The sequence below is a fragment of the Streptomyces sp. NPDC057136 genome, assembly GCF_042670885.1.
GTDB lineage: Bacteria > Actinomycetota > Actinomycetes > Streptomycetales > Streptomycetaceae > Streptomyces.
This window is the reverse complement of record NZ_JBHUUV010000013.1, coordinates 41,412-63,080: the sequence shown is the minus strand read 5'-3', so window position 1 is coordinate 63,080 and position 21,669 is coordinate 41,412. Positions and strand designations below refer to the sequence as shown.

Below are 21,669 nucleotides of genomic sequence, written 5' to 3'. Positions count from 1 at the left end.
CGAGAAGCCCGAATCCTGGACCAAGGACAAGCCGAAGGGCGGCGTCCACACCGGCGGCGGCGGCATGGCTCTGTCCGGCAGCGGCGTGGCTGCCGGCTCGGCGCTGATGCTCGTTGGGCTCGGCGCAGGAACGTACCGCCTGCGCCGCCGCAGCGCGCCGGGCACCGCGGCGGTCTGATGCGGCTGAACCACTAGTACCTCGTTACCTGTCGCGGCCGCCGTCCCTCCCGGGCGGTGGCCGCGGGCGATTCCTCTCTTCGCACCTCAGCCTGTTGCCGTCGTCCGCCCACGCCCCACTGACGCTCCCGCACGCGAAAGGCACGCTTGCATGGCCGCCCAGCAGCCGCCCGGTACAGCCCCCGCCCCCCGCCCCCTCGGCCGTGCCATGCTGTGGCCTGCTGCGGCGGTAGCGCTGGGATTCCTCCTTGTGTACAACTCCCTCGGCACCAGCAGCCCGTCAGAAGACAAGCCGCTCGCTCCCGTTGTTTCCGCGCCCGCCACCCCCCGTGCCTCTGTTTCCGCCGCACCCTCCGCCTCCGCCGCACCAAGGCCCTCCGCCTCCGCTGCCGATCCTGCGCTGCCCCGTTCGGCCCCGAAGCGACTCTCGATCGCGGAGATCGCCGTCAACGCGCCCTTCACACAGTTGTCCATCGGGCCATCCGGGCAGCTGAACGCACCACCCGCAGACGACGCGAATCTGGTCGGCTGGTTCCAGGGGGGTGCCACACCCGGAGAGCGCGGCACCTCAGTGGTGGCAGGTCACCTCGACACCAAGACCGGCCCGGCCGTATTCCTGCTGCTCGGGGCACTCAAGCCCGGAAACATGGTCGACATCACCCGTGAAGACGGCATCGTCGCCAGGTTCAAGGTCGACTCCGTCGAAACCTTCAGCAAGGCACGCTTCCCCAACGAGCGGGTTTACGCCGACACTCCCTCCCCGCAGCTGCGTCTGATCACCTGCGGAGGCAAGTACGACAAGGAGGCGAAGGATTACAAGGACAACGTGGTGGTGTTCGCCCACCTCGACTCCGCCAAGCGCGTCGCCTGAACCACTGGCCGAGAAAACGATCAAAAGCCCTGCCTCACCGAAGTGAGGCAGGGCTTTTGATCTGCGGCTATGAGTAGGTCCACCAACCACGGCACTCTCCGCAACAGGGCGGACAGCTCGGGCGGTGGCCCGCCTGCCGGACACCGGACCGGACAGTCCGCCGAGGTCAGACCACCGGGACCGGGAAGGTCGGGTACTCCACCCCGGAGACGTGCTGGACGACCCGGATGACCTGGCAGGAGTAGCCGAACTCGTTGTCGTACCAGAGGTAGAGGATCGCGTCGTCGCCCTCGACCTTGGTGGCCCCTGCGTCGACGATCGAGGCGTGGCGCGAACCGATGAAGTCGCTCGAGACCGCGTCGGGAGCGGTGGTGAAGTCGATCTGGCGCTTCAGCGGCGAGGTCAGCGACACGTTACGGAGGTAGTCGAGGACCTCCTCGCGGGTCGTCTCGCGGCCGAGCCGCAGACTCAGGATCGCGATCGAGACGTCCGGCACCGGGACTCGGATCGAGCTGCCGGTGATCCGCGCGTCGAGGTCGGGCAGCGCCTTGGCCACGGCGGCTGCGGCACCAGTCTCGGTGATGACCATGTTGAGCGGCGCCGAACGTCCACGGCGGTCGGAGCTGTGGTAATTGTCCAGCAGGTTCTGGTCGTTGGTGAACGAGTGGACCGTCTCCACGTGACCGCGAAGGACGCCGTACTCCTCCGCCATCGCCTTCAGCGGCGGAACGATCGCGTTGGTGGTGCACGACGCGCAGGACAGGATCTGCTCGTCCGGCTTGATCGTGTCGTGGTTGACACCGTGGACGATGTTGGGGACGTCGCCCTTGCCCGGAGCGGTCAGGACGACCTTGTCGATCCCGGGACGCAGATGCTTCGACAGGCCCTCGCGGTCACGCCACTTGCCGGTGTTGTCGATCAGGATGGCGTCCTTGATGCCGTACGCCGTGTAGTCGACCTCCGACGGGTCGTTGGCGTAGATCACCTTGATCTCGTTGCCGTTGGCGATGATCGTGCTGCTCGCCTCGTCAACGGTGATCGTGCCCTGGAACTGACCGTGGATCGAGTCGCGGCGCAGGAGCGAAGCGCGCTTGACGATGTCCTGCTCGCCGCCCTGGCGGACGACGATGGCACGCAGCCGCAGACCGTTTCCGGAACCGGACTTCTCGATGAGCAGCCGGGCGACGAGACGGCCGATGCGACCGAAGCCGTAGAGGACGACGTCGCGCCCCTCACGGCGCTCGACCTTGTTGAGACCCGTGGCGCCGGCGACGGCCTCCGCGGTGAACTCCGCGACCGAGAGACCGCGGTCGTCGGCCTTGTACGTCACGGCGAGCATGCCGATGTCGATCTGCGAAGGACCGAGATCCAGCGCGGTGAGGGCCTGAAGGAACGGCAGCGTCTCGGTGACCGAGAGCTCCTCACCGTCGATCTGGCGGGCGAACCGGTGGGTCTTGAGGATGCTGACCACCGACTTGTTCACCAGGGAGCGGCTGTGAAGCAGGACCGTGACGTCCTGCTCGCGGTGCAGCTTCCCGATGACGGGGATCATCGACTCCGCGATCTCTTCGCGGATCTTCCAGTTGGTGAACGAGTCGTCATTGACAGTCACAGGTTTATCTTTCGAGCTAGGCGGCGCTCATATGCTAACCCGCCGCCACTTTGATCATTCAATCGGTGCCACCCGAGCGGGATGCGGTCTGGGATGATCGCGCGGTGAGTGATGCGAGGCTGCTGGCTGCAGAGGCCGTTGAGTCACATGTCCGGGCGTTCTTCGAGGGGCATTCCGTGGAGGTCGTCGATCACGACCTCGGGCCGGAACGACGACAGGTCGTGGCCGACCTGCGCGTTCTCGTTGTGGGACCTGGTCCCCGCAGCGACAGCTGGGCCTATGTGACCGCCGGGTGCTGGGCCGCGACGGAGAAGGACGGCCGTGGGCTCGAGTTCGTCATGACCGCCCATGTCCGCGACCAGCGGTTCATCGAGCTCATGGCCATGATCGCCTACTACCACTGCGGAGGGCATCAGCTCGACCTGGAGCACAGCATGCCGATCGGTGAACCATGGGTGCCGGGTTCAGGCTGTGACCACCTGCTGATCAGCCTGCCTTATCTCCACGGACCCGATCTGGAACACTGTCCGCTGCCTGAGGGGCACGTCCGCATCCTCTGGACCCTGCCCGTGACGGCCGCCGAGATCGAGTTCCGCAGGCGCCGGGGTCATGAGGCACTGGAGCAGCTCTTCGACGAGGCAGAGATCATTCCCACTGATCCTTTCCGGGCCTCGGTTGCCTGAATTCTCACCGACATCCCCCTCAGCCGCCCGGAGCCGACTCCGAGCCTTGCACTACGCGCGGTCAGGAGGTCCGGCGTGGCGGTCCAGCAAGCGGGTGAGCAACTGCACGAACTGGTCACGTTCGGCCGGACTCAGCGGCGCGAGCAGTTCGTCGTGGAGGGCTTCCAGGACCGTGTCGAGGCGACGTAGGTGACGGCGGCCCCGGGCGGAGATCGTGATGATGTTGCGGCGCCGGTCGTCGGGATCCGGCGCCCGCTCGACGAGGTCGCGCTCGGCCAGTTCGTTGAGCACGCCGACCATGTCGCTGCGGTAGACGCCGGTGCGCCGGTTCAGCGTCACTTGACTGCCGGGCCCGAAATCCTGCAGTGAGGCGAGCACGGCGTAGTGCCCGCGATCAGAGGCATGCGCCTGCCCGGCCCCGGCTACGCCTGCCCCTGGTGCCGCACAGGCTGCGCACCGTGCCTCGCTGTGGCATGAATTCGGCCACGCGCCGTCCGGACACGTGCCTGTCTGCCTGCGCTGCTCGACCGGCGCGGCACCGAGATGGTCAACCTCGCCCGCGAGGAGTACGTCGCGGTGACGTTCATGTCCTGGCTGCATCTGGCGATCAGCTGGGACAGCCCGGTCGTACGCGATCTGCGCGCCACCGCGAGCACCGCCCCGGAGCGGCTGCGGCGCATCGGGGACCGCGTCAGGCTCAACGCTCACCAGGACGTACGGTCCTTCCTCGCCCTCGGCCCCGACATGTCCACACTGCTGCGCTCCATCGAGCTCAACCTTCCGGCCGTCCAGCAGCCGGAGGCGTTCTACACCCGGGGCTCACAGTTGCGCTCCTTGATGGACCGCGTCATCCACCACTGGTCTCATGTCACCGGGACAAACATCCGCTCCCGGGCGCCCCGCCTCGACCAGGGCACGATCCGCGACGTATCCGGGCTCAATGGTGGTCGAAAGCCGCACGGGCATACGCCTCGAACTCCCGAAGACGCTTCCAGGCAACGTCGGACAGGCTGTGCGTCTGCCGGCCCTTCCCGAAGGACATCGCCCGTACAGAGCGAGAGACCGCCAAGGGGTGCCCAGTGGGACAGACGCCCACTGGGCATGTCCATGCGGTCATCGTCCGCACCTCCTGGTGCGCCGCGCGTGCCGTTGCGGACGACAGCGCCGGTGCGAACGCCTCTCGATCACCGAGAACGCCGACAGGTACTTCCTCACCGAGCTGCAGGCACCGCGCTCGGCGAGATGTAACCGAACTCGCCAAGCGACTGAGCTCAACCGACGGCCATGACGAGATCTCTGGCTGACATGGTTGGGCGGCGGGCGAAGTCCCACCCATGCACTGAGTGCGCCCGATACGGCTGGACTCGGACTCCGGGACCAGAACGACGGTCGGTCGCGAAGCACTTGGCGCTTAACGGATATACCGACAGGAATGGAATAGATCCGTGCCGGCCATACCCCTTAGCTACTTCTGAGTCACCTACACGGTCATGTAGCGTCCGGAACCGCTTGATCGGTTCAACGCTCCGCCCCACCATGAGGACCCATGATCGCCACCTCCGATGCCCCGATCACCGCTCTCCTGAGAGGATGATCCGATGAAGACGCCATCCGTAGCGCCCTCCGGGGGCCCTGCCTCATGAGCGATGACGCCCCACGGTCCGCCGGAGGGAAGCCATCTCCAATAGCAGATGGAAGAGCGCTGGTCCCTTGAGATTCCGGATCAACCGCTCAAGCAGCGCATCCGCGCACCCCTCTCCGGTGGACCAGGCGCCCACCCCGGCCGTACATACCGTTGAGCCAGAGGTCGTCGAGGCGCCTTTGTCGGCCCACGAGATAGAGCTCATACGCGCCTCTGTCTCGGTGGTCGAACCACTTGCCGCAGACATGACGGTCTACTTCTACGCGATCCTCTTCGCCCGCTATCCCGAGGTCCGTCCGATGTTCCCGCCGGGGATGGACGCCCAGCGTGACCGCCTGCTGCGCGCGCTGCTGCGCATCGTGGACCTGGTCGACGACCCCGAGAACCTGGTTCGCTTCTGTGGACACCTCGGCCGCGATCACCGCAAGTTCGGCACCCTCGCCGCGCACTTCCCGGCCGTGGGCGAGTGCCTCCTCGCCTCTCTGGCCCGCTACGCCGGCCCTGCGTGGACTGCGGACATCGCAGCCGCCTGGACAAAGGCGTATGGCGTAGTCGCCGACGTCATGATCAGTGCTGCCGAGCAGGACGAGGCGGTACGGCCCGCCGTGTGGCCCGCCACCGTGGTGCACCGCGTCCCGCGCGGACACGGCATCGCCGAGATCACCGTACGTCCCCACGTGCCCTACGAGTATGCCGCCGGACAGTACGTCAGTGTCGAGACGCCCTGGTGGCCCAAGCGGTGGCGCTACTACTCCCCCGCCAACGCACCTCGTGAGGACGGCACGCTCACCTTTCACGTGCGCGCAGTAGCCGGCGGCTCGGTCAGCAACGCGCTGGTGCACCGATCTGCGGTGGGCGACGTGCTCCAACTGGGTCCCGCGATGGGGGACATGGTGCTGGACGCCGCCGTCTTCAGAGACCTGCTCTGTGTGGCCGGCGGCACCGGCCTCGCTCCGATCCGCGCGCTCGTCGAGGAGGTCGCACGTCGCGGCGGGCGCAGCCAGGTGGACGTGTTCCTCGGTGCCCGCACGGGCGCCGAGCTGTACGGGGTCGACGACATGCTCCGGATGGCCCAGCGGCACCACTGGCTGACCATCAGGGGCGCGATCTCCGATGAGTACACACCCGGAATCCGGGGATCCCTGCCGGAGGTTCTGGCCGAGTACGGACCGTGGTACCAGCACGACGTCTACCTCAGTGGCCCGGCCCCGATGGTCATCTCCGCCAGTGCGACGCTCACCCGCAACGGCACCTCGCCCGAACGCATCCATCACGATCCGTTCGAGACTCCCGTCCTGTCCATGCCCTGAGCCACGCGCTTGCCCGTCCTGCCAGGAGAACGCCCCGTGACCTTGTCCCCGCCTCCCTTCGGATCAGCAGGTGAACACCGACTGCAGCAGCAGTTGGGCACCACCGAGCGCGCCGCCCGGTTCTACGATCAGCAGGTGCGCCCCTGCCTCACACCCGAGATGCGGGACTTCATCGGCCGCCAGAGCATGGTCTTCCTGTCCACCGCCGACTCCCGCGGCGAATGCGACGCGAGCTTCCGCGCGGGGCCGCCTGGATTCGTCCACGTACTGGACGACCGCACGCTCACCTACCCCGAATTCCGCGGAAACGGTGTACTCGCCAGCGTCGGCAACATGACGGAGAACCCCCACCTCGGCATGCTGTTCGTGGACTTCACCCACCACCACGTGGGACTTCACGTCAACGGCGTGGCCCGGCTCTACGGCGACATCGACCTACGCTCCCTCCATCCCACTCTGCCCACCGACATCGCACCTGGGCGCAGTCCTGAGATGTGGGTCCATCTGAGCGTCGAAGAGGCTTACATCCACTGCTCCAAGTACATACCCCATCTGGAACCGGCTCCCCGTTCCACCAGCCATGACGCCGCGCGCCCCAAGGACTCGAACTATTTCACCGGGCTCGGTACAGCGCCGGCCAAGCCCTCCGCGAACAGGGACCACCTTGCAACGGTCCAGGTGGCACAACAGCAATGACGCTCCGCCGCTCGGCACACACCTTCACCATCAGCAGGTGCGAGGCGGGAGGCGCAAGAGCATGACGTCGCAACCGCTGGGACACCGATCCCGTCCAGCGCGTGGCTCCGGCTCAGCCGGATGGCTTGGCAGGTGAGTGCTTCCTCTTCGGGTCGGCGTCGCGCGGACGCCCGATCCGAAGGGACCGCCTGAGGTCGCCGACGGAGGCTGTCGCCCAAGGTGGCCGCATCCACAACGGTTCTCCGCGACGCGACCCACTGCGGCGAGGTCGTGACCAAGCTCGCGTACGAGCACCTACGCCGGCACGACCTCCGGCACACGGGCCTGACCTGGTTCGCCGACGCCGGAGTCAAGGTGCACGTCCTGCGCAAGATCGCCGGGCACGGTTCACTCACGACCACGCAACGTTACCTGCACCCAACCGTCCGCCGGATCACGGCTGCCGGCGCCGCGCTCTCATGTCAGTTGGTCCCCAAGAACGATCAAGGGCCAGTTTCAGATTCCCTGAAACTGGCCCTGACCTGCGACTCTCTCGAGTCGGGACGACAGGATTTGAACCTGCGACCCCTTGACCCCCAGTCAAGTGCGCTACCAAGCTGCGCCACGTCCCGATGCTCGCCTGACCTGGGGTTTTCCCCGGGCCGAACGCGCATGAGAACAATACCGCACTTGAGCAGGTGGTCACGAACACCTTTCCCCGCTTGACCTCAACCTCACTTGATGTTGAACGCTGATCCACATGACGAACACGACCGCCGCGCCGGTGCGCACGTACCGCGAGCTGAACCGGCTGATGAGCCTTATGACGGGCGACGAGAAGCACGGACCCGCCGCCACCTCCACGCTGGACGCCCTCTGGGTGCTGTACGACCGGGTGCTGCGCGTCACACCCGGCACCGCCGACGATCCGGAGCGGGACCGGTTCCTGCTCTCCAAGGGGCACGGGCCGATGGCGTACTACGCCGTCCTGGCCGCACACGGCTTCTTCGACGAGGCGCTGCTGCCGGGCTTCGGCTCGTACGACTCGCCGCTCGGGCACCACCCGGACCGTCTGCTGGTACCCGGGGCCGAGATCGGCAGCGGGTCCCTGGGGCACGGGCTGCCGCTGGCCGTGGGAAGCGTGCTGGGACTGCGGGCGCAGGGGCTCACCGATCCGCGGGTCTGGGTGCTGATCGGGGACGCCGAGCTGGACGAGGGCAGCAACCACGAGGCGATCGCCTACGCCGGTCCGGCGGGGCTGGAGCAGTTGCACACCCTCGTGATCGACAACGCCTCGGCCACCCACGGCTGGCCCGGTGGAATCGCCTCCCGGTTCGAGAACGCCGGGTGGTCCGCCGCCACCGTCGACGGGCGGGACCACGAGGCGCTGTACGCGGCCTTCACCGCGCCGCATCCCGGCCGGCCCCGGGCCGTGGTGGCCACGGTCGCCCCCAAGTAGCGCGCAAGACAGACACCGGACGACGGAGGAAGAGTTCTCATGGACACCATGCGTGACCGTTTCATCGCCACCACGTCGCGGCTCCTCGACGAGGACCCCCGGCTGGCGCTCGTACTGGCCGAGATCAGCCGGGACGGCTTCGGCCGGGCCGAGCGCACCCACCCGGACCGGGTGATCAACGTGGGCATCCGGGAGCAGCTGCTGATCGGCGCGGGCGCCGGGATGGCGCTGACCGGGATGCGGCCGATCATGCACACCTTCGCCGGCTTCCTGGTGGAGCGGCCCTTCGAGCAGGTGAAGCTGGACCTCGGGCATCAGGGGGTCGGAGGGGTCCTGGTCAGCGCCGGGGCTTCGTACGACTGGCCGGCCGGGGGCTTCACCCATATGTCGCCCGGTGATGTCGCGCTCCTCGACACACTCGACGGCTGGACGGTGCACGTGCCGGGCCACCCCGACGAGGCCGAGGCGCTGCTGCGGCTCGCGGCCACCGGGGACGACCGGGTGTACGTCCGGCTCTCCCTCCAGTCGAACCGGGCGGGCCGCCCAGTGGCCGGGGGCGGTTTCGCGACGGTGCGCGAGGGGCGCGGCGGTGTCGTGATCGCGGTCGGTCCGATGCTCGACAACGTCCTCGCGGCGACCGAGGGCCTGGACGTGACGGTGCTGTACGCGACCACCGTGCGCCCCTTCGACGCAGCCGGGCTGCGCCGGGCGGTGGGTGACACCGAGGGCGCGGACGTGGTGATCGTCGAGCCCTATCTGGCAGGCACGTCCACGGCTGCGGCCAATGACGCGCTCGCCGAACTGCCCCACCGTGTGCTCGGCCTCGGTGTGGGCCGGGCGGAGCTTCGCCGGTACGGGCAGATGGACGAACACCTGGTGGCGCACGGGCTGGACCCGCGGGGGCTGCGGGATCGGATCAGCGGCTTCGTGCGGCGGTGAGCGACCGCGGGAAGGGGTGGGGAGTGGGGGCGGGGCGTGGGGCGGGGCCCGCCGACCCACCCCCAGGTCGCCATCCCGGTTCCGGAGTTAGGGTCTCAACTCCGGGTGGGCGTCGAGCAGTTGGCGTGGGGCCGCCTGGCGCCAGGAGTCGGCGAGGATCGCCGTCAGCTCCTCGGTGTCCTCGAGAGCGGCCAGACGCACGCGCAGCCAGGCGTAGTGGTCGTCGTGGCCCTCGCGGGTGAAGAACTTCTCCGGCTCGGAGGCGATCAGCTCGGCCCGGTCCTCGATGGGGCACTTCACCCCCATCGTGGTGTCGTCGTCACCGAGCCCGGCGAAGATCTTCCCGGCCACCCGGAACGTGGGCTGCCCCCAGGCCAGTTTCTCGGCCGCGCCGGGCAGGGACAGGGCGATGGTGCGCACGTCAGCGGCGGTGGTCGTCATCCACGGTCTCCGATCCGGTGGCCCCGACGGATGCGAGGCGGGTCGAATCCGACCGTAGCGCCCGGCACCGACAATCACCGGGAGCCGCCGGACGACGATCAAGTCGGCACGTCACAGAGGTCGCTACCGACCCATTGACCCCGCGGAAGGCGGGAACCTACCCTGAACGACGTACTCCAGAAAGCGCTTTCTTAATCCCGCAGTCGGCATCTACCGCACAGGGAGCGCCCATGAGTAGTCGTCCGTCCCCCCATGACTCGGTTGGCTCGGTCCGAAGATTCCCCTCGCCCGCCGTCGCCCTCACCTCCTTATTGGCGCTGCTCCTCGGTCTTCTGGTGGCCTCTCCGTCACCGGCCCAGGCAGCGCCTTTCCGTGTCCTCGTCTATTCGGAGGTCACGAACTTCTCCCACGACTCGATTCCCGCCGGAATCGAAGCGATCAAGAAGCTCGGCGCCGAGAACGGATTCGAGGTCGAAGCGACTGTCGATTCGGCCGTGTTCAACGACGCCGATCTCTCGCGCTTCCAGGCCATCGTCTTCAACAACACCAACTCCAGCCCCGAGAAGGGGGACTTGCTGACCGCCGAGGAGCGCGCCGCTCTCCAGCGGTTCATCCGCGCGGGCGGCGGCTGGGTCGGTCTGCACGCCGCGTCCGCCAGTGAGCGCGACTGGGACTGGTACGAGGGTCTGGTCGGCGCGATCTTCGACCAGCACCCGGCCGTACAGACCGGCAGGGTCAAGGTGCTCGACCATGCCCACCCCTCCACCAAGGGACTTCCGGAGCTCTGGGAGCGTACCGAGGAGTGGTACAACTGGCGCTCCAACCCGACCTCCAAGGTGCATACCCTCGCGCAGATCAAGGTGCGCGACGGCGTCACCGGCCTGGACGAGGGCGTGGACCATCCGTGGTCCTGGTGCCAGAACTACGACGGCGGCCGGTCCTGGTTCACGGCGGGCGGACACGCGTCGTCGGCCTTCCAGGAAGAGGGCTTCGTCAAGCATCTGCTGGGCGGAATCGAGTGGGCCGCCGGTGCGAAGCCCGGTGACTGCACCGCGACGCGCACCGGCTCCTTCCAGCGGACGCCGCTGGTCACCAGCGATCTCGCCGACCCGTTCGAGCTGGCCGTGGCACCCGACCGCCGTGTGTTCTTCGCGCAGCGCACCGGGAAGCTGAAAGTCATCGACCAGCAGACGATGAAGGTGACCACGGCGCTGGACCTCGCGTACACCCCGGAGATGACCAGCCAGTCCGACGGGCTGCTCGGCCTCACCCTTGATCCGGGATTCGCGGAGAATCACTGGCTCTATCTCCTGCATTCCGACAAGACGGAGAAGCGGCTGAATCTGTCGCGCTTCACCGTCACCGGCAATACGGTCGATCCCGCCTCCGAGAAACGGCTGCTGACCGTTCCGACCTTCCGGGGAGAGGGCCGGGCCAATTCCCATATGGCCGGGTCGCTGGCCTTCGACAAGGACGGGCATCTGTACGCGGCGACGGGGGACAACACCGACCCGTTCGCCTCGGACGGATTCGCACCGATCGACGAGGGCGAGGGCCGTCGCGCCTGGGACGCCCAGGGCACGTCCGGCAATACGAACGACCTGCGGGGAAAGGTTTTACGGATCACTCCGCAGGACGACGGCACGTACACCGTCCCCGAAGGCAATCTCTTCGCGCCGGGCACGGAGAAGACCCGGCCCGAGATCTACGCCATGGGGATGCGGAATCCGTTCCGGATCACCACGGACCCGTCCAGTGGCGCGCTCATGGTCGCCGATTACGGCCCGGACGCCCGCTCGGCGGTCGCGGACCGGGGCCCCGAGGGCACCGTCGAGTACACCCGTATCACCGAGGCGGGCAACTTCGGCTGGCCGTACTGCATCGGCAACAACACCCCGTTCAACGACTACGACTTCGCCACGAAGACGTCGGGGCCGACATTCGACTGCGGGGCGCTCGTCAACGACTCCCCGAACAACACCGGGCTGCGGGAACTGCCGCCCGCCCAGCCGGCCACGGTCTGGTACGCCTACTCCGCTTCCCCCCAGTTCCCGGAGCTGGGGACCGGGGGCGGTGGGCCGATGAGCGGTCCCGTCTACGACTACGACCCGGCGAACACGTATCGCACCAAGTTCCCGGAGTACATGGAGGGAAAGTGGCTGAACTACGAGCTGACCCGACGGTGGTTCAAGACGTTCTCGATCCAGCAGAAGGACCAGACGTTCACCGATCCCCGGTTCGCACCGGTTGCCGCGGGTGAGGTGCAGTCGATCAACGGCATCTTCGAGGACATGAAGTGGAACCAGCCGTTCGATGCCGACTTCGGCCCCGACGGCGCGCTCTACGTCATCGACTTCGGTCTCGGCAGCGGTACCGGCCGGGGTGGGAGCAACGAGGGGTCGGGCATCTACCGGATCGACTATGTCGGTGACGGCCGGCTCCCCGACGCGAAGATCACGACGGACCGGGACAACGGTCCCGCGCCCCTCACCGTCGCCTTCTCCAGCGCCGGTTCGGGTCTTCCCGGCGGCCGGCAGGTCAGCTACGCCTGGGACTTCGACGGCAACGGCACCACGGACTCGACCGAGGCGAACCCGTCCCACACCTACCGCGCCACGGGCGTGTTCACGGCGCGTCTGACGGTCACCGGGCCGGGGGATCTGACGGCGCTGGCAGTGCAGGACATCACCGTGGGCAACACCCGTCCGGTCGTGACGATCAAAAAGCCCCCGCACGGCGGGATGTTCAGCTTCGGCGACACCATCCCGTTCACGGTGAAGGTGAACGACAAGGAGGACGGCAAGAGCGGGCCGATCGACTGCTCGCGGGTGGTCGTGCAGTCGCAGCTCGGCCATGACACCCATCTGCATCCACTGGACAACTACACCGGCTGCACGGGCGAGATCGTCACGGATGCCGGGGACAGCCATGGCCCGGGACAGAATCTGTACTACGGGATCACGGCGCAGTACACGGACAAGGGCGCCCCAGGCGCTCCCGCCCTCACCGGTTCCACCTCGCTGACGCTGCGGACCTCGTTCCGGGAGGCGGAGCACTTCACGACGACCGGCGGTGCGCACGACGGTGCCGCGATCGGTTCGAGGGCCGATGCCTCGGGCGGCAAGCGGCTGACCGAGATCGAGGACGGTGACTGGATCAGTTTCGATCCGGTGCATCTGAAGGGCATCGACTCGGTGACGGTCGGCGCGGCGTCGGGCGGGATCGGCGGGAACGTCGAATTCCGGTCCGGATCGCCGACGGGCCCGCTCCTCGGCAAGGTGACCGTTCCGCACACGGGTGACTGGGGGAAGGTCGTCTCCCCGACGACGGAGCTGGCGGACCCCGGGGGCAGCGTGAAGCTGTACGCGGTGTTCACCAACCCGGAATGGAGCAGCGAGAAGGCCGACCTGTTCGCCGTCGACTGGCTGCATTTCAACGGCCCGGGAGTCCAGAAGATGCCCGGTACGACGGTCGAGGTCACCGCTGCTCCGGCGACCGGGGCCTCGCCCCTGACGGTGGCGCTGAGCGGTGCGGTCGAGCCCGTGGCCGGTCGCACGATCGCCTCGTACCACTGGGACTTCGGGGACAACGTCAAACCCTCCGCCCCGGAGGGAGCGACGGCCACGCACACCTACGGCCGCCCGGGTGCGTACACCGCGCATCTGACGGTGACCGACGACAAGGGCGACACGAGCACCGGTTCCGTACGCATCGACGTGAGTTGAGACATCCGCGTGAGCTGAGAAGGGACAGATATGAACGGCACACGAAGAGCGTTCCTCAGTACGGCCCTGGGGGCCGCCGCGGCCGTCGGCCTCGGCACGGGAGTGGCCTCCGCTTCGGGGGGCGGCCCGTGCCGGCCGGTCCCGCCGTCGGGCATAGGGATGCATCTGTACACGATGCGGACGCCTCTGGCCGTCGACTTCAAGGGCACGCTGGAGCGCCTCGCCGACATCGGTTACGCAACAGTCGGGGTGAGCGGGCGGCACGGTCACAGTGCGGCGGACATCCGGCGGATGCTCGACGAGGCCCGGCTCAAGGCGGTCCTCGAACACGTCGGGTACGACACGGTGCGGGGGGCCGGGCTGCCGAAGGCGCTGGAGGACGTCCACACCCTCGGCGGGAGGTGGATCGTCGTGCCCAGCCTGCCGGGTCCGCTGCACTCACCGGCCGGATACCGGGAAGTGGCCAGGGAGTTCAACCGGGTGGGGCTGGCCGCCCGTGAATCCGGGCTGAAGCTGCTGTTCCACAACCACGGCAGCGACCATCAGGTCGTGGACGGTGTGAGCCTGTACGACATCCTGCTCAACGAGACCGATCCGGAACTGGTCGGCTTCGAGCTGGATCTGTACTGGGCTGCCAACGGTGGAGCCTCGGCGCCGGGTGAGCTCTTCGTACGGCATCCGGGCCGGTTCCCGGCCCTGCATGTGAAGGACATGGCGCCCGACGGGAGTTTCGCCGATGTCGGGTCCGGGGTGCTGGACTTCCCTGCCATGTTCGACACGGCTCGGCAGGGCGGGGTGAAGCAGTGGCTGGTGGAGCACGACGCGCCGGCTGATCCGTTCGCCTCGGCACTCGCCAGTTATACGTATCTGTCGCGACTGCGGTACTGAGCGGCGTCTTGCGCGTCGGTCCGGCCCCGGGCGGGGTGGTTGGCCGCCCGGGGCCGGACCGTACTCAGTGGGCGGCGAGCAGCTCCTTGTACCAGGCGAGCGTGGCGTCCAGCGTCGCGGCAGGTGAGCTGGGGACGAGCCCGTAGGCCTTCTCGATGGCGGAGGAGTCCATGATCTGCGGCTCGGTGTGCTGGTAGAACATCTCCGCGTACTCCGTCATGAAGACCTCGTCGAACGGGCCGAACGGGCGCGGTTCGGCGACGACCGTGAGGTCGAGGGGACGGCCGACGCGCTCCTCGATCATCGTGAAGATCTCCCGGGTGGTGAGCGCGGGGGCGGTGGGCAGGTGCCAGACCCGGCCGTCGCCGTCCGGGTTCTCACCGAGGGTGGCGAGTCCGGCGGCGACATCCCCGATGTACGTGTAGCTGTGCGCCAGATCGATGTCGCCGAGCGCCGGGACCTCTCCCCCGGTCAGCGCGGCCGGGAAGACTGCGCCGCCCAGCGTCGAGTTGAGGACGCCGGGGCCGACGAAGTCGGCGGAGCGGCCCAGGACGACGCGCAGTCGGCCTTCGGCGTGTGCGGCGAGATAGCGGGTGTCCAGCTCGGCACGCATCCTGCCCTTGCGGGTGGTCGCGTTCCACGGGGTGTCCTCGGTCATCACCGTGCCGTGCGTCTCGCCGTACGGGTAGAGCGTGTCCAGTACGACGAGCCGGGCGCCGACCGCCTCGGTGGCGGCGAGGACGGCCTGCTGGATCCGCGGCATGACCTCGACCGCGACTTGGTAGCCGACGTTGACGCAGTGGTAGATGACCTCCGATCCGGCCACCGCGGTCCGGGCGCCGTCCTGGGTGGAGACGTCGGCGGCGAGCCGGTTGACGCCCTCGATCGCGGGTCCGTTGCCCGAGCGGTCGACGAGCCTGACCTGGTGGCCCCGGGCGGCGAGCTCGCGGGCGAGAGCGGTACCGGCGGGTCCGGAGCCGAGCACGGTCTGAAGGTTGCGTACGGCGGTCATGGGGGTCCCCTTGGATTCACTTCGGCTACGACTTCTTGCAACTGTTAGAGACAGTAACTCTTGCGATGCCCTCTCGCAAGATCCGCTGTTAGACTCCGTAACTGAAGTGAGCTTGCCTAGCGAAAGGGGCCGTGATGGTCCGGAGCCAGCAAGGACCCCGTGCCCGGTACCGGGAGCAGAACCGGTCCGAGATCAAGGCGATGGCGCTTCGGCAGCTCGCCGACGGCGGGGTGGCGGGGCTCGCGCTGACCCGGATCGCCAAGGAGATGGGCCTCTCCGGCCCGGCGCTCTACCGCTATTTCGCAAGCCGCGACGATCTGCTGAACGCGCTGATCAGGGACGCCTACGACGACGCGGCGACCGCAGTGGCCGCCGCGACGGCGCTCTCCGCGGACGCGTCGGAAAGCCCTCGCGAGCAGGTGCACTCACTGGCGAACGCCTATCGGGCGTGGGCGGTCGCCGAGCCGCACCGCTATCTCCTGATCCAGGGCGCACCGGTCCCCGGCTATGCCGCCCCGGACGACACGCTGGAACGCGCCCGCGCGGTGCTCGGCCCGTTCCTGACGGTGTTCGCCGACGGTACGCCCGGAGCCGGGGTCGCTCCCGTGGTGGAGCAGATGACGGCCTGGCTCGGCGCGGACGCGGCCGTGGGCGAGTGGGTGGCCCGGTACGCACCGGACGCTGCCGGGGACACGGAAGCCTCCGCCCGGGCGCTGGCAGGGGCGGTGCTCGCGTGGACGCAGCTGCACGGCTCGGTCGGCCTCGAAGCCGCCGGTCAGTTCGCGGGTATGGGGCATCGCGGCGAGACGCTGCTGGCCACGCAGATGGACATGCTGGCGGACGCGTTCGGCCTGGCCTGAGCAGGGGTGGCGGCCGTACGGGACCGGGGATGCGCGGCTACGGGCCGCGCGTCCCCACCCCCGTCAGCCGTGCGCCGGAGCCGCCCCCAGCAGGCCCCGGATGCGGGCCGTCGCGTCACGGAACTCCGGCCGGCCGAGCGTCTCCGCGTACGCGCGCTCCGGCGGCAGCCCCACCTCGATGAGCTCGGTGATCGTGCCCGGACGCGGGCTCATCACCACCACGCGGTCGGCCAGATAGACCGCCTCCGAGATCGAGTGCGTGACGAGCAGCACCGTGGTGCCGGTCTCCCGCCAGATCCGGTTGAGCTCCATGTTCATCTGTTCGCGGGTGAGGGCGTCGAGCGCACCGAACGGCTCGTCCATCAGCAGGACCGGCGGCTCGTGCAGCAACGCCCGGCACAGGGCCACCCGTTGCTGCATGCCGCCGGACAGCTCGTGGGGGTACGCGTCCTCGAATCCGCCGAGGCCGGTCATCCGGATCAGCTCGTCGGCCCGCCCGCGTGCCTGCGCCGCGGGCATCTTCCGCATCTCGGCCTGGAGCAGGATGTTGCGCCGCGCGGAACGCCACTCCAGGAGGGCGGCGCGCTGGAACACGTAACCGATGTCGTGCCGCGGCCCGTTGACCCGTTCGCCGCCAAGGCGGACCTCGCCCGACGACGGCTTCAGGAGACCGGCGACGAGCTTGAGCAGGGTCGACTTGCCACAGCCCGACGGACCGACGATGGCGATGAACTCGCCGGGCCGCACATCGAGCGAGACGTCCTGCAGTGCGGTGACGTCCCGTTTCTTGCTGCGGAAGCGGACGGCCACGTCCGACAGGCCCACCGCGGCCGCGACCGGAGCCGCGGTGAGTGTCGCGTCTTCCTTCGGCATCGTCATCCCTTCAGCGCCGTCTTCTCGTCCCAGTAGTCCGCCACGGCCTTGGGCTTGCCGACCAGACCGGCCTCGGCGAAGACGTCGATGGTCTGCTGCCAGTCCGCCTCGGTGTTGAACCCGGGTGCCTTGCCCTGCGTCGAGGCGGTGTGCAGGAGCGTGAGCGTCGTCTTGAACTGCTCGGCCAGGACCGCCTCCGGGGGCAGTTGCTCCGAGGCCCCGTCCATGGCCGCGACCGCCGGACCGGGGGCTTTCTCCGCGGCAGCCCACGATTCGCTCACGGCCTGCACCATGCGCCCGGCCAGGTCGGACTTGGAGGCGAGAAGCCGCCCACCGGCCAGCAGACCGTTGGAGTAGAAGTTCAGCCCGTGCTCGGAGAAGCGCAGATAGGAGACCGGCTTCTTCGCCTTGTCCTGCATGGTGGGCCCCTGGTCACTGGCGTATCCGAGCAGGCCGTCGGTCTTCCCCGAGATGACCGCCGCGATCTTGCCCGCCGGGTCGGTGTTCTGGACCTTGACGTCCGATTCCTTGAGGTTGTTCTTCTTCAGGAAGATCGGGAACGTCTTGGAGAGCGCGTCCCCGGCGGTCCCGGCGATCGTCTTCCCCTTCAGGTCCGCGGGCGACGCGATGCCCTTGGCCTCGAAGGACTGGACCGAGGCCGGGGTCGTCTGGAGGAAGACGCCGAGGCTCTTGACCTTGACGCCCTGGTCGACCCCGGCGAGCAGCGCGGGAGTATCGGCCCAGCCGAAGTCGGTCTGCCCGGCGGCGGTCGCCTGCACCGTCTTCTGCGAGCCCTGGCCCGCCTGGATCGTCACGTCGATGCCGTGCTTCTCGAAGATCTTCTGCTGCTTGCCGTAGTAGAACGGCGCGTGCTCGCCGTACGGATACCAGTTGAGCGTGAGCGTGACCTTGTCCAGCTTCTTGCCCGAATCGCTGGTGGTGGTCGACGGGTCGTTGCCGCCGCAGGCGGTGGCCAGGAGAACGAGGGGTACGGCACCGATCAGGAGTCTGCGCGCATGCATGGGCTGGCCCTTCTCGCGACGAGGTCAGAACGTGGTCGTGGCAGACGCGTCCCGGCGGCCGGCGTGCCACGGGAGCAGGAGTTTTTCGGCGATCTCGACGAGGACGAAGAGGACGACACCGATCAGCGACATCACGAGCAATCCCGCGAAGAGCATCGGTGTGTCGAGGTTTCCGTTGGCCTGGAGGATCACATAGCCGAGCCCCTCGTTCGCGCCGACGAACTCTCCGACGACGGCCCCGGTCACCGCCAGCGTCACGGCGACCTTGAGCCCGGAGAAGAGATGGGGCAGCGAGGCCGGGAACCGGATCTTGAGGAACGTCTGCCAGGGCTTGGCGCCCATCGTCGCCGACAGCTGGAGCATCTCGGGGTCGACCGCCTTGAGGCCGGTGACCATCGAGATCACCACCGGGAAGAAGGCGATGAGGACGGCGATCAGGATCTTCGGCGCGATCCCGAAGCCGAGCCAGACGACGAACAGCGGGGCGATCGCGATCTTCGGAACGACCTGGGCGAACAGCAGGATCGGGTAGAGCGTGCGCTCGACCGTGGACGAATACACCATGACGACCGCCGCCAGGACGCCGACGGCGACAGCGATGACGAAGCCGAGCAGGGTCTCGTACGTGGTCACCCAGCTGTGCTGCCACAGATAGGCGGACTTGCCGGTGAGGACATCGAAGGTCGCGCCCGGCGAGGGTACGAGATAGGGCTCGACCAGCTCGGCCGCGGCGATCGCCCACCAGAGGGCGAAGCAGGCGAGCAGCAGGACGACGGGGCGCCAGCTCTGTTCGGCCGCGCGGGCGAGCCGCTCCCCCGCAGACGGCCCATCCCTTCGGGCAACTCCCGCCACCTCTGCGGGACTTTTCACCAATGCGCTCTGGCTCACTGTGAACTCCCTGGACTTCGCGGGCAGTTGTGGAGAGCTGTGCGATGCTGCGGTCCGGAGAAGGCGCTTTCAGAAAGCGCTTTCTGGTAAGGTGTCGCCACGCTAATGACTGTCTGCACGCACGGTCAATAGGTTGTCCCGAAGTTTCGGGGCCCTGCCACCGCCGCGCCCCTGGGGGTCGAGTTGAGTGAACGGGAAGCACCGATCCACCCAGCACCGAGACTCCGGAGCCCCGCCCGTGCACCGGCCCATGTGACGCTCGACGCCGTGGCCCGTGAGGCCGGGGTCTCCGCCGCCACCGCCTCGCGCGCTCTGAACGGCACCGCCCGGGTCCGCGACGATCTCCGCGAGCGGGTGCGAGCGGCGGCCGACCGGCTCGGGTACATCCCCAACGCGCACGCCCAGGCGCTGGCCGGCTCCGCCGGCAACCGCACGGTGGGCGTCATCTGCCACGACGTCGGTGACCCCTACTTCGCCGCCGTCGCGAGCGGGGTGATGCGCGCCGCCGCCGAGCAGGACCTGCTGGTGATGCTGGCCTCGACCTTCCGGGAACCGGCGCGGGAGATCGCCTATGTCTCCATGCTGCGGGCTCAGCGGGCCCGCGCGATCCTGCTGATCGGTTCCGGATTCCAGGACCGGGCGTGGGAGCGGGCCATGGACGGCGAACTGGAACCGTACGTACGCCTCGGCGGACGGGTCGCGGTCGTCAGCCGGCACCGCAGTCTGCGGGTGGACACCGTGCAGCCGGAGAACCGGGCCGGCGCCGCCGCCCTCGCCCGGTCGCTGGCCGGTCTGGGGCACCGCAGGTTCGCCGTGCTCACCGGACCGCCCGCGCTGACCACGGTCTCCGACCGGCTGGCCGGATTCAGGGAAGGGCTCGCCGGTACGGGGGCGCTCATCGACCGGGTCGTGGAAGGGGCGTTCACCCGGGAGGGCGGCTACCTTGCGGCGCGCCGGCTGCTCGCGGCCGGGCCGCCCCTGCCGACGTGCGTCTTCGCCGTGACCGACGTGATGGCGGTCGGTGCGCTGGCCGCACTGCGCGAGGAGGGACTGCGGGTGCCGGAGGACGTGTCGCTCGCGGGCTTCGACGACATACCGCTGGTACGGGAGTTGTCACCGCCGCTCACCACGGTGCGGTTGCCGTTGACCGCGATGGGCGAGAGCGCGGTCGCGCTGGTGCTGCGGGAGCCGGGGGGCGGGGGCCGGTCGCGGGTGCTGCGGATGGAGGGTCAGGTGGTGCTGCGGGGCAGTACGGGGGCTCCGCCGGTGTGAGCGGGGTGGTGGACGGACGGGCCTGAAAATCAAGCCCGTCGAGTGGGTCCCCCCATGCCCTTTGGGCAATGGGGGAGATTGAGGACACGGCGTGGCCCGAGGCCGCGCGCGCCCCGACCACGTCACGTCAGGCTCGGACCTGGCCCCCTTCGAAGTAGGCCGCGAGCTCCGGGTCCAGCGCGGGGACCTGGCGCGGGATGCCGCTGTTCCGCAGGGACTCCGTCGCCCGTACGCCCGCCGCGACGGCCATCCGGGCCGCCACCGGTGAGGTGTCCGTGCGGCCCCCCTCCCGTACGAACCGGAGGAACTCGTCGACCAGCAGCGGATCGGCTCCCCCGTGGCCCGCGTTGTCCTCGGCGGCCGGGATGTCGTGGATCTCGTCCGCCTCCGGGCGGTAGCCGGAGCGCCGGGTGTTCCATACCTTGACGCTGCCGCCGGGGCCGTCGCCGAAGTTCTCCAGCCGCCCCGCGTCACCGATCACGGTGTAGTTGCGCCAGTAGTCGGGGGCGAAGTGACACTGCTGGTAGGCGGCGAGCACCCCGTTGTCGAGGCGCATGTTGAGCAGCGAGACGTCCTCGACATCGATGACGGGGTTGAGCGCCCGCTGGGTGTGCGGCGGCCAGTGGCCGTCCTTGGTGTACCAGTCGTCGGCCTTCGGCTCGCCGGGCTCGCGGCGGTGCGGATTGTCGCCGTACACCATCAGGTCGCCCAGTGCCTGGACGTCCTTGGCGTATCCGCCGGCCAGCCAGTGCAGGACGTCGATGTCGTGGGCGGCCTTCTGGAGCAACAGCCCTGTCGTGTGTTGCCGTTCGGCGTGCCAGTCCTTGAAGTACCAGTCGCCGCCGTAGCCGACGAAGTGCCGGACCCAGATGGTTTTGACCTGGCCGACCGCACCGCCCCGGACGAGGTCGCGCATCAGTCGCACGACGGGCATGTGACGCATGTTGTGGCCGATGTAGAGCCGGGTTCCGGTCTCGTACGCCGTGCGCAGGATCGTGTCGCAGCGCTCGATGGTGATGTCGAGCGGCTTCTCGACGAAGACGGGCTTGCCCGCGCGCAGCGCCTCGCAGGCCAGGTCGGCGTGGGTGTGGTCGGGGGTGAGGACCAGCACCGCGTCGACGTCGGGGTCCTCGATGACCTCGCGGTGGTCGGTGGATATGAGTGCTTCGGGGAAGGCCACAGCCGCCTCCGTACGGGCGCGGGGGTCCGGCTCGGCCAGCGCGGTGACGCGGGCTCCGGAGCCGGGCCGGTGGGCGGTGCGGGCGAGTGAGCCGCGCAGGCCGAAGCCGAGCACGCCGATACGGAGGTCGGTCATGGGTC

17 protein-coding genes, 1 tRNA gene and 2 pseudogenes are annotated in these 21,669 nt (G+C 68.7%); 11 read left to right on the top strand and 9 right to left on the bottom strand.

Annotated elements, in window-relative coordinates; genetic code table 11:
• Nucleotides 1–328 precede the first annotated feature (328 nt).
• On the top strand, nt 329–1,048 hold the full coding sequence (locus tag ACFT7S_RS18000) for a class F sortase (RefSeq protein ID WP_382732673.1): 720 nt from the start codon (nt 329–331) through the stop codon (nt 1,046–1,048).
• 166 nt (nt 1,049–1,214) lie between these two features.
• On the opposite strand, the gene ACFT7S_RS17995 is transcribed toward ACFT7S_RS18000, so the two are convergent.
• Entirely contained in the window at nt 1,215–2,660 is a 1,446-nt protein-coding gene (locus ACFT7S_RS17995) for a glyceraldehyde-3-phosphate dehydrogenase (protein WP_382732671.1), read from the bottom strand.
• Between the two features lie 104 nt (nt 2,661–2,764).
• On the opposite strand from ACFT7S_RS17995, the gene ACFT7S_RS17990 reads away from it, so the two are divergent.
• Complete coding sequence (locus tag ACFT7S_RS17990; RefSeq protein WP_382732669.1) at nt 2,765–3,343, top strand: suppressor of fused domain protein; 579 nt, start codon at nt 2,765–2,767, stop codon at nt 3,341–3,343.
• 51 nt (nt 3,344–3,394) lie between these two features.
• Here ACFT7S_RS17990 and ACFT7S_RS17985 read toward each other — a convergent pair.
• Nucleotides 3,395–3,730: pseudogene (locus ACFT7S_RS17985) on the bottom strand (MarR family winged helix-turn-helix transcriptional regulator); the annotation flags it as partial.
• A 1,476-nt stretch (nt 3,731–5,206) separates the two neighbouring features.
• On the opposite strand from ACFT7S_RS17985, the gene ACFT7S_RS17980 reads away from it, so the two are divergent.
• The 3 genes and pseudogenes from ACFT7S_RS17980 to ACFT7S_RS17970 all read left to right on the top strand — a co-directional run.
• Nucleotides 5,207–6,295: a globin domain-containing protein gene (locus ACFT7S_RS17980; RefSeq protein ID WP_382732667.1), complete on the top strand. Its 1,089-nt coding sequence runs from the start codon at nt 5,207–5,209 to the stop codon at nt 6,293–6,295.
• A gap of 36 nt (nt 6,296–6,331) precedes the next feature.
• The gene (locus tag ACFT7S_RS17975) at nt 6,332–6,991 is read left to right on the top strand and encodes a pyridoxamine 5'-phosphate oxidase family protein (protein WP_382732665.1); all 660 of its coding nucleotides are present in this window, start codon (nt 6,332–6,334) and stop codon (nt 6,989–6,991) included.
• Between the two features lie 219 nt (nt 6,992–7,210).
• Nucleotides 7,211–7,402 (top strand): annotated as a pseudogene (locus ACFT7S_RS17970) (tyrosine-type recombinase/integrase); the annotation flags it as partial.
• Nucleotides 7,403–7,528: 126 nt separating this feature from the next.
• Here ACFT7S_RS17970 and ACFT7S_RS17965 read toward each other — a convergent pair.
• Nucleotides 7,529–7,602, bottom strand: a tRNA-Pro gene (locus tag ACFT7S_RS17965).
• A 128-nt stretch (nt 7,603–7,730) separates the two neighbouring features.
• On the opposite strand from ACFT7S_RS17965, the gene ACFT7S_RS17960 reads away from it, so the two are divergent.
• A complete protein-coding gene (locus ACFT7S_RS17960; protein WP_382732663.1) occupies nt 7,731–8,429 on the top strand; it encodes a transketolase in 699 nt (232 codons plus the stop codon).
• Nucleotides 8,430–8,468: 39 nt separating this feature from the next.
• A complete protein-coding gene (locus tag ACFT7S_RS17955; RefSeq protein ID WP_382732661.1) occupies nt 8,469–9,368 on the top strand; it encodes a transketolase family protein in 900 nt (299 codons plus the stop codon).
• 87 nt (nt 9,369–9,455) lie between these two features.
• Here the strand turns inward: ACFT7S_RS17955 and ACFT7S_RS17950 are convergent, their stop codons facing one another.
• Nucleotides 9,456–9,809 carry an MmcQ/YjbR family DNA-binding protein gene (locus tag ACFT7S_RS17950; protein WP_382732659.1) on the bottom strand — a complete coding sequence of 118 codons (354 nt, stop codon included), beginning with the start codon at nt 9,807–9,809 and terminating at the stop codon, nt 9,456–9,458.
• Nucleotides 9,810–10,039: 230 nt separating this feature from the next.
• Between ACFT7S_RS17950 and ACFT7S_RS17945 the strand changes: the two genes are divergently transcribed.
• Both ACFT7S_RS17945 and ACFT7S_RS17940 read left to right on the top strand, forming a co-directional pair.
• Nucleotides 10,040–13,534, top strand: a complete 3,495-nt coding sequence (locus ACFT7S_RS17945; RefSeq protein WP_382732657.1) for a ThuA domain-containing protein — start codon at nt 10,040–10,042, stop codon at nt 13,532–13,534.
• Between the two features lie 30 nt (nt 13,535–13,564).
• Nucleotides 13,565–14,422 carry a sugar phosphate isomerase/epimerase family protein gene (locus ACFT7S_RS17940; protein WP_382732655.1) on the top strand — a complete coding sequence of 286 codons (858 nt, stop codon included), beginning with the start codon at nt 13,565–13,567 and terminating at the stop codon, nt 14,420–14,422.
• Between the two features lie 64 nt (nt 14,423–14,486).
• Here ACFT7S_RS17940 and ACFT7S_RS17935 read toward each other — a convergent pair whose 3' ends face one another.
• Nucleotides 14,487–15,434 carry an NAD-dependent epimerase/dehydratase family protein gene (locus ACFT7S_RS17935; RefSeq protein ID WP_382732653.1) on the bottom strand — a complete coding sequence of 316 codons (948 nt, stop codon included), beginning with the start codon at nt 15,432–15,434 and terminating at the stop codon, nt 14,487–14,489.
• Nucleotides 15,435–15,568: 134 nt separating this feature from the next.
• Here ACFT7S_RS17935 and ACFT7S_RS17930 point away from each other — a divergent pair, with 134 nt between their 5' ends.
• Nucleotides 15,569–16,294: a TetR/AcrR family transcriptional regulator gene (locus ACFT7S_RS17930; RefSeq protein ID WP_382732652.1), complete on the top strand. Its 726-nt coding sequence runs from the start codon at nt 15,569–15,571 to the stop codon at nt 16,292–16,294.
• A 63-nt stretch (nt 16,295–16,357) separates the two neighbouring features.
• Here the strand turns inward: ACFT7S_RS17930 and ACFT7S_RS17925 are convergent, their stop codons facing one another.
• Genes ACFT7S_RS17925 through ACFT7S_RS17915 form a run of 3 tightly spaced genes read right to left on the bottom strand, consistent with a single transcriptional unit; the run spans nt 16,358 to nt 19,077 of the window.
• The gene (locus tag ACFT7S_RS17925; protein WP_382732650.1) at nt 16,358–17,173 is read right to left on the bottom strand and encodes an ABC transporter ATP-binding protein; all 816 of its coding nucleotides are present in this window, start codon (nt 17,171–17,173) and stop codon (nt 16,358–16,360) included.
• Complete coding sequence (locus ACFT7S_RS17920) at nt 17,170–18,189, bottom strand: ABC transporter substrate-binding protein (RefSeq protein WP_382732648.1); 1,020 nt, start codon at nt 18,187–18,189, stop codon at nt 17,170–17,172. Before ACFT7S_RS17920 ends, ACFT7S_RS17925 begins: the two co-directional genes overlap by 4 nt.
• 24 nt (nt 18,190–18,213) lie before the next feature.
• A complete protein-coding gene (locus tag ACFT7S_RS17915; RefSeq protein ID WP_382732646.1) occupies nt 18,214–19,077 on the bottom strand; it encodes an ABC transporter permease in 864 nt (287 codons plus the stop codon).
• A gap of 252 nt (nt 19,078–19,329) precedes the next feature.
• On the opposite strand from ACFT7S_RS17915, the gene ACFT7S_RS17910 reads away from it, so the two are divergent.
• Entirely contained in the window at nt 19,330–20,349 is a 1,020-nt protein-coding gene (locus ACFT7S_RS17910; RefSeq protein WP_382732644.1) for a LacI family DNA-binding transcriptional regulator, read from the top strand.
• A 127-nt stretch (nt 20,350–20,476) separates the two neighbouring features.
• Here the strand turns inward: ACFT7S_RS17910 and ACFT7S_RS17905 are convergent, their stop codons facing one another.
• The gene (locus tag ACFT7S_RS17905) at nt 20,477–21,664 is read right to left on the bottom strand and encodes a Gfo/Idh/MocA family protein (protein WP_382732642.1); all 1,188 of its coding nucleotides are present in this window, start codon (nt 21,662–21,664) and stop codon (nt 20,477–20,479) included.
• Nucleotides 21,665–21,669: the final 5 nt, after the last annotated feature.

What these genes read in the sequence shown, in the direction of transcription:
- ACFT7S_RS17950 (WP_382732659.1), bottom strand. Translation starts at nt 9,809, where the DNA reads ATGACGACCACCGCCGCTGACGTGCGCACCATCGCCCTGTCCCTGCCC.
- ACFT7S_RS17955 (WP_382732661.1), top strand. Translation starts at nt 8,469, where the DNA reads ATGGACACCATGCGTGACCGTTTCATCGCCACCACGTCGCGGCTCCTC.
- ACFT7S_RS17925 (WP_382732650.1), bottom strand. Translation starts at nt 17,173, where the DNA reads ATGACGATGCCGAAGGAAGACGCGACACTCACCGCGGCTCCGGTCGCG.
- ACFT7S_RS17935 (WP_382732653.1), bottom strand. Translation starts at nt 15,434, where the DNA reads ATGACCGCCGTACGCAACCTTCAGACCGTGCTCGGCTCCGGACCCGCC.
- ACFT7S_RS17920 (WP_382732648.1), bottom strand. Translation starts at nt 18,189, where the DNA reads ATGCATGCGCGCAGACTCCTGATCGGTGCCGTACCCCTCGTTCTCCTG.
- ACFT7S_RS17930 (WP_382732652.1), top strand. Translation starts at nt 15,569, where the DNA reads ATGGTCCGGAGCCAGCAAGGACCCCGTGCCCGGTACCGGGAGCAGAAC.
- ACFT7S_RS17945 (WP_382732657.1), top strand. Translation starts at nt 10,040, where the DNA reads ATGAGTAGTCGTCCGTCCCCCCATGACTCGGTTGGCTCGGTCCGAAGA.
- ACFT7S_RS18000 (WP_382732673.1), top strand. Translation starts at nt 329, where the DNA reads ATGGCCGCCCAGCAGCCGCCCGGTACAGCCCCCGCCCCCCGCCCCCTC.
- ACFT7S_RS17905 (WP_382732642.1), bottom strand. Translation starts at nt 21,664, where the DNA reads ATGACCGACCTCCGTATCGGCGTGCTCGGCTTCGGCCTGCGCGGCTCA.
- ACFT7S_RS17960 (WP_382732663.1), top strand. Translation starts at nt 7,731, where the DNA reads ATGACGAACACGACCGCCGCGCCGGTGCGCACGTACCGCGAGCTGAAC.
- ACFT7S_RS17940 (WP_382732655.1), top strand. Translation starts at nt 13,565, where the DNA reads ATGAACGGCACACGAAGAGCGTTCCTCAGTACGGCCCTGGGGGCCGCC.